This window comes from Streptomyces sp. a15 (genome assembly GCF_059026085.1).
This window is the reverse complement of record NZ_JBWLKM010000027.1, coordinates 89,188-104,505: the sequence shown is the minus strand read 5'-3', so window position 1 is coordinate 104,505 and position 15,318 is coordinate 89,188. Positions and strand designations below refer to the sequence as shown.

Annotated in this window: 13 protein-coding genes; 4 read left to right on the top strand and 9 right to left on the bottom strand. The window is 71.5% G+C overall.

What is annotated here, in order from left to right; all coding sequences use genetic code 11:
- The first annotated feature begins 273 nt into the window (after positions 1 to 273).
- Positions 274 to 1,677 (top strand): Si-specific NAD(P)(+) transhydrogenase, encoded by a 1,404-nt coding sequence (sthA, locus tag AC5P09_RS26305; protein WP_493876239.1) that lies wholly within the window; start codon positions 274 to 276, stop codon positions 1,675 to 1,677.
- A 9-nt stretch (positions 1,678 to 1,686) separates the two neighbouring features.
- On the opposite strand, the gene AC5P09_RS26300 is transcribed toward sthA, so the two are convergent.
- Positions 1,687 to 2,259 (bottom strand): DUF5709 domain-containing protein, encoded by a 573-nt coding sequence (locus tag AC5P09_RS26300; protein ID WP_493876238.1) that lies wholly within the window; start codon positions 2,257 to 2,259, stop codon positions 1,687 to 1,689.
- Between the two features lie 345 nt (positions 2,260 to 2,604).
- Between AC5P09_RS26300 and AC5P09_RS26295 the strand changes: the two genes are divergently transcribed.
- Together AC5P09_RS26295 and AC5P09_RS26290 are read left to right on the top strand one after the other, a co-directional pair.
- Entirely contained in the window at positions 2,605 to 4,077 is a 1,473-nt protein-coding gene (locus AC5P09_RS26295; RefSeq protein ID WP_493876237.1) for an APC family permease, read from the top strand.
- Between the two features lie 11 nt (positions 4,078 to 4,088).
- Positions 4,089 to 5,048: a hypothetical protein gene (locus AC5P09_RS26290; RefSeq protein ID WP_493876236.1), complete on the top strand. Its 960-nt coding sequence runs from the start codon at positions 4,089 to 4,091 to the stop codon at positions 5,046 to 5,048.
- Between the two features lie 77 nt (positions 5,049 to 5,125).
- Here the strand turns inward: AC5P09_RS26290 and AC5P09_RS26285 are convergent, their stop codons facing one another.
- The 6 genes from AC5P09_RS26285 to AC5P09_RS26260 all read right to left on the bottom strand — a co-directional run bounded on the left by AC5P09_RS26285 (position 5,126) and on the right by AC5P09_RS26260 (position 11,644).
- Complete coding sequence (locus AC5P09_RS26285) at positions 5,126 to 5,401, bottom strand: DUF6355 family natural product biosynthesis protein (protein WP_493876242.1); 276 nt, start codon at positions 5,399 to 5,401, stop codon at positions 5,126 to 5,128.
- A 159-nt stretch (positions 5,402 to 5,560) separates the two neighbouring features.
- Positions 5,561 to 6,712: a Nickel transporter NicT gene (gene nicT / locus AC5P09_RS26280; protein ID WP_493876235.1), complete on the bottom strand. Its 1,152-nt coding sequence runs from the start codon at positions 6,710 to 6,712 to the stop codon at positions 5,561 to 5,563.
- A gap of 141 nt (positions 6,713 to 6,853) precedes the next feature.
- Entirely contained in the window at positions 6,854 to 7,708 is an 855-nt protein-coding gene (gene prcB / locus AC5P09_RS26275; RefSeq protein WP_493876234.1) for a proteasome subunit beta, read from the bottom strand.
- 73 nt (positions 7,709 to 7,781) lie between these two features.
- Positions 7,782 to 8,771, bottom strand: a complete 990-nt coding sequence (locus tag AC5P09_RS26270) for a lysylphosphatidylglycerol synthase domain-containing protein (RefSeq protein WP_493876233.1) — start codon at positions 8,769 to 8,771, stop codon at positions 7,782 to 7,784.
- Positions 8,768 to 10,267: a hypothetical protein gene (locus AC5P09_RS26265; protein WP_493876232.1), complete on the bottom strand. Its 1,500-nt coding sequence runs from the start codon at positions 10,265 to 10,267 to the stop codon at positions 8,768 to 8,770. Before AC5P09_RS26265 ends, AC5P09_RS26270 begins: the two co-directional genes overlap by 4 nt.
- Positions 10,268 to 10,426: 159 nt before the next feature.
- Complete coding sequence (locus AC5P09_RS26260) at positions 10,427 to 11,644, bottom strand: MFS transporter (protein ID WP_493876231.1); 1,218 nt, start codon at positions 11,642 to 11,644, stop codon at positions 10,427 to 10,429.
- A gap of 121 nt (positions 11,645 to 11,765) precedes the next feature.
- Between AC5P09_RS26260 and AC5P09_RS26255 the strand changes: the two genes are divergently transcribed.
- Positions 11,766 to 12,140 carry an ArsR family transcriptional regulator gene (locus tag AC5P09_RS26255; RefSeq protein WP_493876230.1) on the top strand — a complete coding sequence of 125 codons (375 nt, stop codon included), beginning with the start codon at positions 11,766 to 11,768 and terminating at the stop codon, positions 12,138 to 12,140.
- Here the strand turns inward: AC5P09_RS26255 and AC5P09_RS26250 are convergent, their stop codons facing one another.
- Positions 12,141 to 14,495, bottom strand: coding sequence for a glycoside hydrolase family 65 protein (locus tag AC5P09_RS26250; RefSeq protein WP_493876229.1), 2,355 nt, complete (start codon positions 14,493 to 14,495; stop codon positions 12,141 to 12,143).
- Complete coding sequence (locus AC5P09_RS26245) at positions 14,492 to 15,229, bottom strand: HAD family hydrolase (protein ID WP_493876228.1); 738 nt, start codon at positions 15,227 to 15,229, stop codon at positions 14,492 to 14,494. The genes AC5P09_RS26250 and AC5P09_RS26245 overlap by 4 nt, the downstream gene beginning before the upstream one ends.
- Between the last annotated feature and the right edge of the window lie 89 nt (positions 15,230 to 15,318).

Genomic DNA, 15,318 nt, shown 5'->3' with positions numbered 1-15,318 from the left:
TGGGCTTTCGGCCGGTGCGGCGAGAGTGCGTGCCGGGCGCCGTGGGTGCTGTGCGGGACTTTCGAAACACCCCCTAGTGCCGCGGCAGGCACCGGACGCCCGTGGGGGCGAGTCGTCGTACGGTCGGCCGCCCCGCGGTGATCACCACTGCGGTGATCACAACTGCCGCCGTTCTGCCAGGAGTTCCCCCGCGCCTCCGTGGTCCCCCGCGTGGCAGGGCAGTTGACCGTTCGCCCTTACGAAGCGGGCACCGGGACTGACACACTCCGGAGCGTGCCCGACTTCGACATGCTTGTCATCGGATCAGGTCCCGGCGGCCAGAAGGCCGCCATCGCCGCGGCCAAGCTGGGCCGTCAGGCCGCCGTCGTCGACCGCCCCGACATGGTCGGCGGGGTCTCCATCCACACCGGCACCATCCCCTCCAAGACCCTGCGCGAGGCGGTGCTGTACCTCACCGGTCTCACCCAGCGCGATCTGTACGGCCAGAGCTACCGGCTGAAGGAGGACATCACCGTCGGTGACCTGACCGCCCGCACCCAGCACGTGGTCAGCCGCGAGGTGGACGTCATCCGCAGCCAGCTGTCCCGCAACCACATCGCGCTCTTTGCCGGCACCGCCCGTTTCGTCGACGCCCACACCGTCGCCCTGCGCGAGGTCACGGGTCACGACAGGCTGGTCAGTGCCGAGCACATCGTGATCGCCACCGGCACCCGTCCCGCGCGGCCGGACAGCGTCGAGTTCGACGGGCGGACGATCATGGACTCGGACAACGTGCTGGCCGTGGAGCGGGTCCCGCGCTCCATGGTCATCGTCGGTGCCGGTGTCATCGGCATGGAGTACGCGTCCATGTTCGCGGCGCTCGGCAGCAAGGTCACCGTCGTCGAGAAGCGTGCCGGGATGCTCGACATGTGCGACGTCGAGGTGATCGAGTCGCTCAAGTACCACCTGCGGGACCTGGCGGTGACATTCCGTTTCGGGGAGACGGTGGCCGCCGTCGAGCACCACCCGAGGGGCACGCTCACCATCCTGGAGAGCGGCAAGAAGATCCCGGCCGACGCGGTGATGTACTCGGCGGGCCGGCAGGGCCTCACCGACGAGCTGGACCTCGACAAGGCGGGGCTGTCGGCGGACCCGCGGGGCCGGATCACGGTGGACGAGCACTACCGCACCGAGGTGCCGCACATCTATGCCGTCGGTGATGTCATCGGTTTCCCCGCGCTGGCGGCGACCTCGATGGAGCAGGGCCGGGCCGCGGCCTACCACGCGTGCGGGGAGCCCGTCGCCCGGATGCACAACCTCCAGCCGATCGGCATCTACACCATCCCCGAGATCAGTTTCGTGGGCCGGACCGAGGACCAACTCACCGATGACCGGGTGCCGTTCGAGGTCGGCATCTCCCGCTACCGGGAACTGGCCCGCGGTCAGATCATGGGCGACTCGCACGGCATGCTGAAGCTGCTGGTCTCCCCCGAGGACCGCACCCTCCTCGGGGTGCACTGCTTCGGCACCGGCGCCACCGAGCTCATCCACATCGGACAGTCCGTGATGGGCTGCGGCGGCACCGTCGACTACCTGGTCGACGCCGTGTTCAACTACCCGACCCTCGCGGAGTCCTACAAGGTCGCCGCCCTGGACGCCACCAACAAGCTCCGTCTCATCGACCGGATCGGGGACTGAGCGTCCCGCTCAGCTCTCCTCGTCGTACGGAAGTTCGTACGGAAGTTCGTCCGGAAGTTCGTCCGGAAGTTCGTCCGGGAGTTCGTCCTGCGGTCCGTCGGGAAGGATCGTGTCGTCCTCGACGACATGGACGGCGGCCTCCTCCGCGCCGGCGGCTCCCGCGTCGATGCCCACGTCGGAGGCGACGGCCTCCTTCGTGGTGTCGGTGTGGGCGCCCTCGTCGGGGGCGACGAGGCGGCCGGCGCGCTCGGTGCCCGCCTCGGGGTCGACCGGTTCGCCCTCCCCCTCGGGGGCGTCGCCGATGCCGTCACCGACGGTCCCGGGTGCGTCGGGGACCTCCTGGGCCAGACGCTGGTCGAGGGTCTCCCCGTCGTGCTGTTCGGCGGCGGTGGTGCCGTGCTTGGTGACGCCGAGCGGCTTCTCGGGCGGCGAGTAGCCCTCGGCGAGGGTCTCGTCGTACGTCCGCTCGTCGACGGCGTCCTGCAGGTCGAGCGGGGCCGCGTCCGCCTGCTCCTCGTTGGTTCCGGTGGGCTGGTACGCGTCGTCCGCCATCGATTCGGGGTTCGACCGCTCCGTGTCCATCGTCGCCTCCTCGCGCGTCGCACTCGTCTGTCTCGGGTGTCCTGAACCGCGTTTCCCGGTACGGGATCTCCAACCTCAAAACAGCTGTGGGAGTGGGGCCTTCGAGGGCCCAGGGAGGTTACTTCCCGGTCAATCTTGAAAGCTCAACGAGTGCCGCTATCATCACACGCACACACGGTGTGACCGTCCGTCTACGCAGCGATTGCGCGGTATCGCCACCCCTTCTTCTCGTCACCGCCCCTGACCCGAGGCCATCCCTCCGTCGTCCGGGGCGCGGCAACCCCCCACCCCTTTACGCCGCCTGGGCCTGCCCTCGCGTCGTGCACGACGGAAAGCAGCGCAACCATGAGCAATGTCAGGGGCAGAGGGCTGCAGGCCGATGCCCTCGGTACGTTCGACACGGTGGTGATGGCCGTCGCGGGCAGCGCCCCGGCGTACTCGCTGGCCGCGACCACCGCGGTCCTGGTCTCCGCGGTGGGCCTGGCGAGCCCCGCGGCCCTGCTGTACTGCGCGATCCCCATGCTCGGCATCGCGCTGGCGTTCAGCTATCTCGGCCGGATCGACGTGAACGCGGGCGCCAGTTACTCGTGGGTGGGACGTACGCTCCATCCCTTTCTCGGGTTCATCAGCGGCTGGGCGCTGGTCATCTCGGCGACCATCTTCATGGTGGCGGGTTCGCTGCCCGCCGGGTCGATGACGCTCGCCCTCTTCGACGAGAACCTCGCGGACGACACCGCGCTGTCCACGGTGGTCGGCGCGGCCTGGTTCGTCGCCATGCTGTTGGTCGTCCTGGGCGGGGCCCGGCTCACCGTCCGGGCACAGCTCGTCATGTCCGGGGTGGAGCTGGCCATTCTGGCCGTGTTCGCGGTCCTCGCCCTCTTCCACACCGACGGCGCCCGTGCCTTCGACTGGTCGTGGCTCGGCTTCGGCCACTTCGACGGCATGGCGGGCTTCGCGTCCGGCGCGCTCATCGCCGCGTTCTACTACTGGGGCTGGGACGTCACCAGCAACCTGAGCGAGGAGACCCGCAACAGCCGTCGTACGACGGGACTCGCCGGCCTCGTCGGCGTCGGCATCGTCTTCCTGCTGTTCGAGGCGTTCACCATCGCGGTGAACGTGATCCTCTCCTCGCGGCAGATCGAGGAGAACAACGCCAACGTGCTGGCCGTGCTCGGTGAGGAGGTCTGGCCGGGCTGGGGCGGCAAGCTGCTCGTCGTCGCCGTGATGCTGTCCACCATCGCCACGCTGGAGACCACGCTGATCCAGGTCACGCGCTCGCTGTTCGCGATGGGCCGCGACCGTACGATGCCGTCCGCGCTCGGCCGGGTCCACCCCCGCTGGAACACGCCCTGGGTGGCCATCCTGGTCGTCGGCACGGTGGCGCTGGTCATGCTCATCGCCTCCAACATCCTGGGCACGGTCGGCGAGATCCTCTCCGACGCCATCTCGGCGATCGGACTGCAGATCGCCGTGTACTACGGGCTGGCCGGGCTCGCGGTGGTCGTCGCCTACCGCAAGACGCTGCTGAAGTCGGCGGCGAACTTCGTCTTCGGCGGGCTGTGGCCGCTGCTGGGCGCCCTGTTCATGTTCTGGGTGTTCGTCGAGTCGCTGAGCGGACTGAGCACGGCGGCGGTCGCGATCGGCATCGGCGGACTGGCCGTCGGCCTGATCCCGATGCTCTGGTACTGGCGGCAGGGCAGCGACTACTACCGGCCCGCGAAGCTCGACGCCACCCGGACCGTCGAGTCCGACTACGTCCCCGACGACCGCGTCGGCGCGCACTCCCGTGTCCACGAGGGTCTGCCCACCGACTTCTGAGGGAGACCCCGATGACGCGACACCGCTTCGCTCCGCGTTTCGACCTCGACTGCGGGGATGCGGCCCTCAGCTCGACCCGGCACGACATCGTCATCGGCCGCTGGCAGGGACTGCGCGAACTCCTGCGCGCCACCGGCCCTCACTGGCTCGCCCGCGGCCATCGCGTCCGGCTGCTCGCCCAGGCCTGCACGAGCAGTTCCACGGCCGAGACCTGGCTCGCGGCCGAGCCGCACGGCGCCGACGCACTGGTGCTGTATGCGGCGACCGAGACGGCCCGGGCGTTCAACCTGGCCATCGCCGCGGGCCGGGGCGTGCCGATCGACCGGCGCCGCGTCGACAGCGCGGTCATGGCGTGCCTGCGGGCCGCGGAGGCGTATCCCGACGATCCCACGCCGTGGATCTCGCTGATCTCCGTGGCGCGGCTGTACCCGTCGGGGGTGCGCCGGCAGGAACTGGGGCGCTGGTGGGACGAGTTGCACGGGCGGGACCAGTACAGCGTGGAGGGCCACCTCCAGGTGCTGCACTACTACTCGGCCCGCTGGCACGGCTCCCATGGCCTGATGTACGACTTCGCCCGCGACGCGGCGGGCGTGGCGCCGCCCGGCTGCGCACTGCCGGTGCTGGTGCAGTACGCGCGGGTCGAGGAGTACCGGCACTTCCTGGACGCGGCGCAGGGCAGCCGGGCGTCCATGGGCCTTGGCCAGCACTGGAACAACGACGGCGCGGCCAGCGACGTACGGCGCACCTGGCAGCGCTGGGTCATGGGCCGGACCGAGAGCGCGGTGGAGCCGGGAGAGCTGCGTGACGTCAACTACCTGGCCCACGGGGCCTGTTCCGCGGGGCTCCAGGATGTCGCCGCGTCGCTGCTGCGGATGCTGGGGCAGCGTGCCACGCGTACGCCGTGGTCGTACACCGGGGATCCGGAGAAGCAACTCGTCAAGTGGCACAAGGAGTTCAGGCCGCGTTCGTGAGTGAGCGGGGAAAACACGGAGTGCTCCGTACCGCCCGGCCGGGCGGTACGGAGCACTGCCGAGAAGGAGACCGCTCGTCAGCAGGTGCGGCCGACGTAGTGGGCACCGGTGATCTTGCTCGCGGAACCCAGCCAGGACTTGCCGGGGCCGACACAGCGCTCGTAGTCGGGCGCCAAGGCGACCTCCACCTTGATGACGACCTGTGAACCGTCGGACGTGCAGTGGTTGTAGAAGGCGTCAGAGCCGGTCTCGTAGAACCCGCAGGGGTCGGCCGCCGCGGGGGTCGCGGTGGTGGTCACCGCGCCCATGGAGGCGAGGACGAGGGCGGCGGAACCGAGGGCGCTGGTCACCATACGACGAACACGCAAGGGAATCTCCCAGGTCGGTGGAGGGTTGGACTGCCGCTCCAGGATCGCCGGTACGCCCCAGCGGTTGATCAATTGCCGTGGCCTTTCACCCGGCGAATCGTTCTGTCGCTGGGCCGATCGGGTGAGGGGGGCCGGTTCCTCCGATCAGGCGTCCCGGGCGGCCAGGCCCGCCGTCCACCTCTCCTCGATGCGGCCCACCTTCCACACCACCAGGGCCACGATCCACGTGGCGGCGAACAGGCCGACGATGACGAAGCCGAGGACGTTCAGGTCGAGGCCGGTGATCCAGTTCCAGAAGGCGCCGTGCAGGTGGAGTTTCTCCGCGAGGAGGCCGAGGAGTTCGACGGTGCCGATGAGGAGGGCCACGGCGACGGACAGGCCGGTGATGGTGAGGTTGTAGTAGACCTTGCGGACCGGTTGGGAGAAGGCCCAGCCGTAGGCGAAGTTCATGAAGGTGCCGTCGATCGTGTCGAGGAGGGACATACCGGCGGCGAACAGCACGGGCAGGCACAGGATCGCGTACCAGGGCAGGCCGGAGGCGGCGCCGGAGCCGGCCAGGACGAGCAGGGCGATCTCGGTGGCGGTGTCGAAGCCGAGGCCGAAGAGCAGGCCGAGCGGGTACATCTGGCCGGGCTTGGTGATCGACTTCATGACGCGGCCGAGGAGGCGGTTCATGAGGCCCCGGTTGTTCAGCTGCTCCTCGAGGGCGGCCTCGTCGTAGTGGCCCGAGCGCATCCGGCGGAACACCTTCCAGATGCCGGCGAGGATGACCAGGTTGATCGCCGCGATGACGTAGAGGAAGGTCCCGGAGACGGCCGTACCGATCAGGCCGGTGACGTCGTGGAGCCGGGAGTCGTCGTCGCGGACCGGTCCGGCGAGGGTCTTCACTCCGAGCGAGAGCAGCAGCGCGAGGGCGAAGACGACGCTGGAGTGGCCGAGCGAGAACCAGAAGCCGACCGACAGCGGCCGCTGTCCCTCGCCCATCAGCTTGCGGGTGGTGTTGTCGATCGCCGCGATGTGGTCGGCGTCGAAGGCGTGCCGCATGCCGAGCGTGTACGCCGTCACGCCGATCCCGATACCGAAGGACTTCTCGCCGATGCCGTAGTGGTGCGGCGCGACGATCACGACCAGCGTGAACCAGCCGACCACATGCAGGGCCACGACCACGGCGGCCATCCCGCCCACCCTGATCCACTCCTGCCGCGTCATGGAGCCGCGGACGCGGTGCCGGGCCGGGCCCCTCTCGGGGGCGGTGGCGGGGAGGAGGGGCGGAGTGGAGTCAGGGGCGGCCGTCATCGGGGGGAGGATCTTTCTTTCCGTCGTACGGCCGCGTCGAGCAGCCTCGTGCCATCCTCCGGCAACTGCAAGTCATGTGCAGTAAAGCCCGTGACAGGTCTTCCCCACGAGTGGGAAAAGCCCCCGGTCAGGGGGCCGCGGTCACGGGGTCGCGTTGGGTCCGTCCGGCCGGCCGCGGCGTTGTTCGACCATCTCGCGGCTCAGTTCCTCGGTCTCCGGTTCGGTCAGCCGCTCGAAGCCGTCCTCGGTGATGACCGACACGATCGGGAAGATCCGGCGGTTGATGTCCGGGCCGCCGGTCGCGGAGTCGTCGTCGGCCGCGTCCCACAGCGCCTGGAGCGCGGCCAGGGCGGCCTCGCGCCGGTCCATCCTCCGGTGGAACAGCTTCTTCAACGCGCCCCGGGCGTACGGCGATCCGGATCCCTCGGCGTGGAAGTCGGTCTTCTCGTACAGTCCCCCGGCCAGGTCGAAGCTGAAGATGCGGCCCCGCTCACCCTCGGGGGCCAAGGGGTCGTAGCCGGTGAGGAGTGGGACGACGGCGAGGCCCTGCATGGCCTGGCCGAGGTTCTGCCGGATCATGCCGGCCAGGCGGCGTGCCTTCGCGTTGAGGGTCATCGCCGTGCCCTCGATCTTCTCGAAGTGCGTCAGCTCGACCTGGTAGAGCTTCACCATGTCCACCGCGAGTCCGACGGTGCCGGCGAAGGCGACCGCCGAGTAGTCGTCGGCGGGGTGCACCTTCTCCAGGTCGCGCTGGGCGATGAGGTTGCCCATGGTGGCCCTGCGGTCGCCGGCGAGCAGCACGCCGTCGCGGTAGGTGAGGGCGAGCACGGTGGTGCCGTGCGGGACCTGGTCGGGTGCGGCGACCACGCCGTCCGGCAGGACGCGGCGGGTGCTGAGGAGTTCCGGGCGGTGCGCGGCCAGGAACTCGGTGAAGGACGACGAGCCCGGGGTGAAGAACTCCTCCCCCAGCCGCCCGCCGTTCTCGTTCCACGTCATCGCGTTCCCCCTCGCCTCCGGACCGACAACCGGACTCCTACCAGAACCGGGCGGCGGGGAAACGCCGGTCGGGTCACAGCGCCTTGCGCCGGATCAGGATGCCGAGCACCAGCAGGCCCGGGACCAGTGGGAGCCACACCGTCAGCAGGCGGTAGCCGAGCACGGCGGAGGCAGCCGCGGCCGGGGGCGCTCCGGCGGCCGCGAGGGCAAAGCCGAGCGCGGCGTCGAGTGAGCCGAGGCCGCCCGGGGTGGGCAGCAGGGCGGCGGCGCAGCTCGCGGCGAGGTAGAGCAGGGCCACCAGGGCCGGGGCCAGGGGCAGTCCGACGGCCCGGGTGACGGCGATCAGCACGAGGGCGTGCAGCAGGGCGAACGCCAGCGAGCCGCCCCACAGGGCCGCCGCCCGCCGCGGTCGCACGTGGACGGCCCGGATGTCGGCCAGCACCACGCCGAGCGCCCGTCGGCATCGGGGCCACCGCCTCACGCCGAGCAGAACGGTGCCGCCGAGAGCCGCGCCGACGAGGGCCGCCCAGCCGCCCCAGCCGGACGGAATCCGCAGGACGCCGGGGCAGGCGGTGGCGAATACGGCGATCAGGGCGCCCCGCGCGATCCCGCCGGCCGCGGCCTTGACCGCGACCGCGGTCGCCGAGCGGCCGGCGGGCATCCCGCAGCGCATGAGGAAGCGCAGGTTCACCGCACCCGCGCCGAGCCCGGCGGGCAGGACGTGGCCCGCGGCGGAGGCGGCGAACTGGGTGGCGACGAGCCGCCCGGGGGGCAACCTCGAGGTCACGGCGCCCTGTTGGGCGAGCGCCGCGCACAGCCAGGTCAGGCCCGCCGCCGTGGCCCCGACCAGCAGCCAGCCCTGGTCGGCCACGGCGAGCCGGAGGGCGCCGGTCTCCAGCACGGGCCAGTGGCGCACGGCCAGACAGACGGCGGCCACCAGGACGCCGAGGGCGAGGACGGTGTGCCAGCAGGCGCGTCTTCGGGTGGGCGTGACGGCGACCTGCTCGGACGTCGTACGGACCTGCCCTGGCGGGCCGACGTCGGCGACCCGCTCCGACGTCATCCGGGCCCGTCCCGGCGATCCGGCGCCGGTGCGATGTGCAGGTCCAGTCCCGCGGAGCGGTGCGTCTCCCAGTCGCGGGCGTACGCGGGCGGAGCGGCGCCGGGCCGGGTCAGGGTGGCGGTCGGCAGGCGGCGGGCGGTGCGCAGGATGTCCGCGGGGGTGCTGTTGGCGTTGGGGCCGCCGGTCGCCGCCGAGGAGCAGCCGGTGTAGTAGCCGACGGGGATGGACTCGCGGCCGGTGAGCAGGCAGGGCGGGCGGACGCCCAGGCGGTGCAGTTCGGCGGCGTTGCGGGCCCAGTCGCGGCGGTCGGCGGTGGTGCGGTCCACGGTGCGGTCCAGGACGGCGTACTGCACCGCCAGATGCCCGGCCAGCCCGACCGCCAGCAGGCTCGCCACCACCGGACGCCACCGGCCGGCCGGCGTGGTGACCAGGCGGAACAGGGCGTCGGCGACCGGGATCGCGAGCAGGGCGTAGGCGGGCTGCAGGAAGCGGGGAGCCGCGTAGCCGATCATGAACAGGTAGGGCACGGCGGCCGTCGTGGCGCAGGCCAGCGGTAGCAGCGTGGGCGCGGTGCGCCGGGCGCGTACCGCGACCACCAGTCCGACGGCGGCGAGCAGCGGCAGCACGAACCACCAGGCCATGACCGCCGGGTTGGGCAGCGCTCCGGTGCACGGGCGGCACAGGGCCCGTCCGGCCAGGCTGCGCAGTTGATCGTCGACGGCGAAGTTCCAGCCGAGTCCGCCCTGGATGTCGGACGCATCGGACAGCCGCCGGCCCAGTCCGCCGTAGCCGACGTACGCCTCGATCACCCACTCCGCCGCGCCCGCGACGAGTCCCCCGACGAGCGCGACCGCGAGTCGCCACCGGCGGGCCGCGACCACCAGGACGAGCAGCGGCAGGGTGACCCACACGGCGTCGGTGGGCCGCATCCACGCCATGAGCGCGGCGCCCGCCGCGATGCCCCACAGGGCGGCCCGGTCGGTGCGGTCGGCGCGGGCGCGCAGGAAGCAGCCGACGCTGACCAGGGCGCCGACCGCGACCCAGTAGTTGGGCATGGCCTGCGGGCCGTAGAAGAGGGTGATCCACAGGGAGGCGAAGAGCGCGCCGCCCACGGCCAGGACCCGGGTCGGGAACAGGCCGCGCCATACGCGCAGGGCCAGGTACAGGCCGAGGCCGGAGAGCAGGGCGAGGTAGACGCGGAGCAGTTCGGTGGAGGTCGACCAGGACGCGATCGGCGCGACCAGCAGGGACACGCCCCGGGCGCGCGGTGCGCTGAAGAAGGCCGCCGGGGCCTGGGTGCCGACCTGGCTGACATACACCGTCTCGTCCCAGCCGAGGCCCATGCCCGGGCGTACGAGAACCAGTTGGGCGAGCGTGAAGGCGCCGGCCACGGCCGCGAGCAGCCACTCGCCGCGCGTGCGCCAGGACGTGCCGGGCACGGGTGCCGGTTCGCCTCGCCGCATACCGACGAGGATGGCCTTCGTGCCGTGGGCCATCGTCCACCCCTCACCCCTACGTGTCGTAGGGCTTCTAAGACTCCGCTTCCCGGCGGGCGGAAGGCGGTTTCAGGTAAGCAAGGAAAACATGGACAAACTAGCTTGCTTCGGACTGATGTGCAGGGTGGAGTTCGGCCAGGTGCCTGACGCCCTCGCGGGTCAGTCGACCGACCTGCGGGCCACGAACACCGCGCCTGCGAGCCCCGCGGCGGCGAGGGTCGCGGCGAACGCGGTCGTCGCCGCGGACAGCCCCACGGCGTCGCTGAGGTAGCCGACCGCGACGGGCAGCACTCCGGCGGGGACGTACCCGCCCACGTTCAGGGCCGCGTTGGCTTCCGCGAGGCGGTCGGCGGGGACGTGCGAGCCGATGAGGGTCAGGCCGCCGAGCTGCCCGAGCCCTTGGCCGCCGCCGGACAGGATCGCGGCGGCGGCCAGCAGGGGCGCCGAGGAGAGGTGGACGGCCGCGGCCAGGAGCACCATCGCCGCGACGACCGAGGCCGCGCCGGTGAGCAGGATCGTGCGCACCGGCAGCCGCCGGACGGCGAACTGGACGGCCGTGGCGGCGGTGAACATGACGAACGCGGTCGCGCCGGCCACGATCCGGCTCGTCGTGTCGAGCACGTCGGCGAGCAGGGACGGCCCCAGGGACAGCACGAACGACGTGGAGGTGATGCCGGGCGCGAACACGGCGACGCCCATGAGGAGTCGGGTGCGATGCACGCGTGGCACGGAGGGCACCCGGATCCACGTCCCGGCGCGCGGCCCGGCCGGAGGGTCGAGCGGCAGCCGCCACACGACCAGGACGGCGAGCGCGAGCAGGACGATCTCCAGCAGGAACACGGTGACCGTCGCCCCGGGCAGGGTCTCGGAGAGGACGCCCGCGAGCAGCGGGCCGGTGCCCGCGCCCAGGACCATCGCGGTCGACGCGAGCAGTGCGGCGAAGCGCCTGCGCCCCGGTCCCGCGACATCGGCGACCGCCGCCATGCCCGCCGAGACCACGGCCCCCACCGCGATCCCGCTCAGCAGCCGCGCCGCCACCAGCGTGAGCACGGACCCGGCGGTGGCGAACAGCACGCTCGCCACGACCCCCAGCACCAGTGCGGGCAGCAGCACCGGCTTGCGCCCGACCCGGTCCGAGACCACGCCCGCCACCAGCAGCGCCGCGAGCAGACCGACGATGTAACCGGCGAAGACGACGGTCAGCATCCCGGACGAGAAGCCGAGCCGGTCCCGCCACACCACGTACAGCGGGGTGGCCGTGTTGGACAGCACGAACACCGCGGTCACCGGCCAGGCGGCCAGCCACACCGAGCGCCGCGACGGGCCGGGAGGGCGCGCCACGGCTGTGGACGGGACGGCACGACGGGTGGCACGCATGAACACTCCTCCGGGAGCAGTACGAGAAAAGTCGAACTACCAGTACGACTGAAGTCGAACATGGATGGCTGTACGATTCAACTCGTACTGAGGCTCGTACCGAACCCGCGAGGTGATGGAGATGGCGCCGGCCACCAGGTCCCACCGTTTCACCGGACCGTTCCCGGCGCCCGCCGACCTGCCCGCCCCGCTGCCCGAACCGGCCCGCGGGGAGCTGCGGTTGGAGGCGGTCATGGGGGCGCTGAGCGACCCGCTGCGGATGGGGATCGTCCGGACACTGCTGCTCGACGCGGAGGCGTACGACCATCCCTGCGGCTGGTTCGGTCTGGACCGGCCCAAATCGTCCCTGACGCATCACTTCCGCGCGCTGCGGGAGGCCGGGCTGATCAGGCAGCGGCAGTACGGCCTGGAGCGGCGCAGCCACGTACGCGTCGAGGACCTGCAGGTCCGGTTCCCGGGCCTGCTGGAGCTGATCGCCGACTGGACTCCCGCGTAGTCAGCGGGCGTTGGGGCTGCGGTGCGGGGGCTGTTCGGGGGCGGGGCGGGGTTTTTGCGCCGGGACGGGGCGGACCACGGGGCCGTCGCCGTTGACGGTCAGGGGGTTGCCGTGGTGGCGGATGGTCAGGGGATCGCCCGAGACCAGGGTGTACGTGGCCTTGTCCGGGCCGATCTCCACGCGCAGGCGGCGGCCCAGAAGTTGGACGGTGAAGGCGAGGCGGCTGAACCGGTCGGGCAGGCGGGGCGAGAACCGGAGTGAGTCGCCGTCGCGGCGCAGCCCGCCGAATCCGGCGACCAGCGCTGTCCAGGTGCCGGCGAGGGAGGCGATGTGCAGCCCGTCGCGGGTGTTCTGCTCCAGGTCGGCGAGGTCCATGAGCGCCGCCTCGGCGGTGTACTGGTAGGCGAGGCCGAGATGGCCGGCCTGTGCGGCGACGACGGCCTGGCAGCATGCCGAGAGCGAGGAGTCCCGTACGGTCAGGGGCTCGTAGTAGGCGAAGTTGCGGGCGATCTGCTCCTCGTCGTGGAACTCCTCGAACCAGCCGCTGCACATGTACATCGCCAGGACCAGGTCGGCCTGCTTGACGACCTGTTTGCGGTAGAGATCGAAATAGGGGAAGTGCAGGAGCAGCGGGTACTGGTCCGCCTTCGTGCCGGCGAAGTCCCAGCGCTGGTAGCGGGTGAAGCCGGCGTGCTGTTCGTGGACGCCGAGGTCTTCGTTGTACGGGATGTGCACGGCCTCGGCGGCGTCCCGCCAGGCGGCGCTCTCCTCCTCGTCGACGCCGAGCCTGGCCGCCTCCTCGGGGTGGCGTTCGCAGGCGTCGGCGGCGGACAGGAGGTTCGCCCGGGCCATGAGGTTGGTGTAGAGGTTGTCGTCGGCGACCGCGCTGTACTCGTCGGGGCCGGTGACGCCGTCGATGTGGAAGACGCCGTGGTGGTCGTGGTGGCCGAGCGAGCGCCACAGACGGGCGGCCTCCACCAGGAGTTCGACGCCGGTGTGGCGTTCGAAGTGGGTGTCGCCGGTGGCCGCCGTGTAGCGCACGACGGCGTCGGCTATGGCGGCGTTCACATGGAAGGCGGCGGTGCCGGCGGGCCAGTACGCGGATCCCTCCTGCCCCTCGATGGTCCGCCAGGGGAACGCAGCGCCGCGCAGGCCGAGTTGGGCCGCGCGTTCCCGGGCGGCGGGCAGGGTGTTCTGCCGCCAGCGCAGCGCCTCGGCGACGGAGTCGGGCGCGGTGTAGGTGAGCAGGGGCAGGACGAAGGTCTCGGTGTCCCAGAAGGCGTGGCCGTCGTAGCCGGAACCGGTCAACCCCTTGGCGGGGATGGCGCGTTGTTCGGCGCGGGCGCCGGCCTGCAGGACGTGGAAGAGGGCGAAGCGGACGGCCTGCTGGATCTCCTCGTCGCCGTCGACCTCGACGTCGGCGCGGGCCCAGAAGTCGTCGAGGTAGGCCCGCTGTTCGTCCAGCAGTCCCTGCCAGCCGCTGTGCGCGGCCGCCGCCAGCGCCGCCTCGACCTGGTCGCTCATCGCGGGGCGGGAGCGGGCGCCGGACCAGCCGTGGGCGACGAGCTTCTCGACGCGCAGAAGCTGCCCCGGTTCCAGGACGGAGGTGACCGTCAGCCGGGACACGTCCACGTTGCTCTCGCTGCTGGTCGTGGTCCGCTCGGGTCCGTCGATGACGTGGTCGGCGGCCACGGCCACCCGGAAGCCGCTGCGGCGGGTACGGTGCACCAGGCGCAGCCGGGCGCCGGAGGCGAAGTCCTCCTCCGGTTCCAGCGGCGACTTCAGGGCGCGGGCGGCGCGCGGGTCGCCGTTCGGCTCGGGCAGGCTCTCGTTGGCGACGAGTTCCGACTGGATCACTACCCTGATCCGGCTGTCGACGGGTTCCACCTCGTACGCCACGGCCGCGATCGCCCGCTGAGTGAGGGAGACCAGCCGCGTCGAGCGCACCCGTACCCGGGAGCCGGCCGGCGAGACCCACTCGCACGTCCGCTCCAGCACTCCCCTGCGCAGGTCCAGCGTTCGTTCGTGGGCGACGAGCCGACCGTAGCGCAGGTCGAACGGCTCGTCGTCGACCAGCAGCCGCAGCACCTTGCCGTTGGTGACGTTGATGACGGTCTGGCCGGACTCCGGGTAGCCGTAGCCGGCCTCGGCGTAGGGCAGCGGGTGCAGTTCGTACACCCCGTTGAGGTAGGAGCCGGGCAGGCCGTGCGGTTCGCCCTCGTCGAGGTTGCCGCGCCAGCCGACGTGGCCGTTGGACAGCGCGAACACGGACTCGCTCTGGGCGAGGACGTCGAGGCCCAGGTCGGTCTCGCGCACGGCCCAGGGTTCGACGGTGTACGCCCTGTGGGTGATCACGCCTTGCCTCCCAGTTCGGCGAGGTCCTTCACGACGACGTCCGCGCCGTGCGCGTACAGGGCGTCGGTCTGTCCGACGCGGTCGACGCCGACGACGTATCCGAAGTGGCCGGAGCGGCCCGCGTCCATGCCGGCCAGGGCGTCCTCGAAGACGGCGGAGCGCGCGGGATCGACGCCCAGGTCGTGGGCGGCGGCCAGGAACGTGTCCGGGTTCGGCTTGCCCGGCAGCTTTCGCTCGGCGGCGACCACTCCGTCGATGCGGACGTCGAAGCAGTCCTCGGCGTCGATGGCGCGCAGGACGTCACGGCAGTTGGCGCTGGAGGAGACGATCGCGGTGCGCAGGCCGTGGGCGCGGACCGCCTCGAGGTAGCGCAGCGTGCCGTCGTAGGCCTCGACGCCGTCGGTGCGGATCTTCTCCAGCACCAGGACGTTCTTGCGGTTGCCCAGGCCGCGGACCGTCGGGGCCGCCGGTGGGTCGTCCGGGGCGCCTTCGGGCAGTTCGATGCCGCGGGAGGCGAGGAAGGTGCGGACGCCGTCGGCGCGCGGGCGGCCGTCGACGTACTCGTCGTAGTCGCCATCGCTGAACGGCCGGAAATGCTCGCCCTCGCGTTCGCGCAGGAACGCGTCGAACATCTCCTTCCAGGCGGCCGCGTGCACGACGGCCGTCTTGGTGACCACACCGTCGAGGTCGAAGAGGCAGGCCAGGATGTCTTCGGGAAGACCGAGCTCCGTCATACAGGACACGGTTCCCCAGAAGACCGCTTCCAGCGGGTGGCGCACGCCACACAGGGCGCACTTCACGACAAATTCTCACCCCCTCTCAC

Excerpts from the sequence above, each read along its gene's own strand:
- AC5P09_RS26290 (WP_493876236.1), top strand. The coding sequence starts at position 4,089 with ATGACGCGACACCGCTTCGCTCCGCGTTTCGACCTCGACTGCGGGGAT.
- AC5P09_RS26295 (WP_493876237.1), top strand. The coding sequence starts at position 2,605 with ATGAGCAATGTCAGGGGCAGAGGGCTGCAGGCCGATGCCCTCGGTACG.
- AC5P09_RS26255 (WP_493876230.1), top strand. The coding sequence starts at position 11,766 with ATGGCGCCGGCCACCAGGTCCCACCGTTTCACCGGACCGTTCCCGGCG.
- prcB (WP_493876234.1), bottom strand. The coding sequence starts at position 7,708 with ATGACGTGGAACGAGAACGGCGGGCGGCTGGGGGAGGAGTTCTTCACC.
- AC5P09_RS26300 (WP_493876238.1), bottom strand. The coding sequence starts at position 2,259 with ATGGACACGGAGCGGTCGAACCCCGAATCGATGGCGGACGACGCGTAC.
- AC5P09_RS26270 (WP_493876233.1), bottom strand. The coding sequence starts at position 8,771 with ATGACGTCGGAGCGGGTCGCCGACGTCGGCCCGCCAGGGCAGGTCCGT.
- AC5P09_RS26260 (WP_493876231.1), bottom strand. The coding sequence starts at position 11,644 with ATGCGTGCCACCCGTCGTGCCGTCCCGTCCACAGCCGTGGCGCGCCCT.
- AC5P09_RS26285 (WP_493876242.1), bottom strand. The coding sequence starts at position 5,401 with ATGGTGACCAGCGCCCTCGGTTCCGCCGCCCTCGTCCTCGCCTCCATG.
- AC5P09_RS26245 (WP_493876228.1), bottom strand. The coding sequence starts at position 15,229 with ATGACGGAGCTCGGTCTTCCCGAAGACATCCTGGCCTGCCTCTTCGAC.
- AC5P09_RS26265 (WP_493876232.1), bottom strand. The coding sequence starts at position 10,267 with ATGGCCCACGGCACGAAGGCCATCCTCGTCGGTATGCGGCGAGGCGAA.
- nicT (WP_493876235.1), bottom strand. The coding sequence starts at position 6,712 with ATGACGGCCGCCCCTGACTCCACTCCGCCCCTCCTCCCCGCCACCGCC.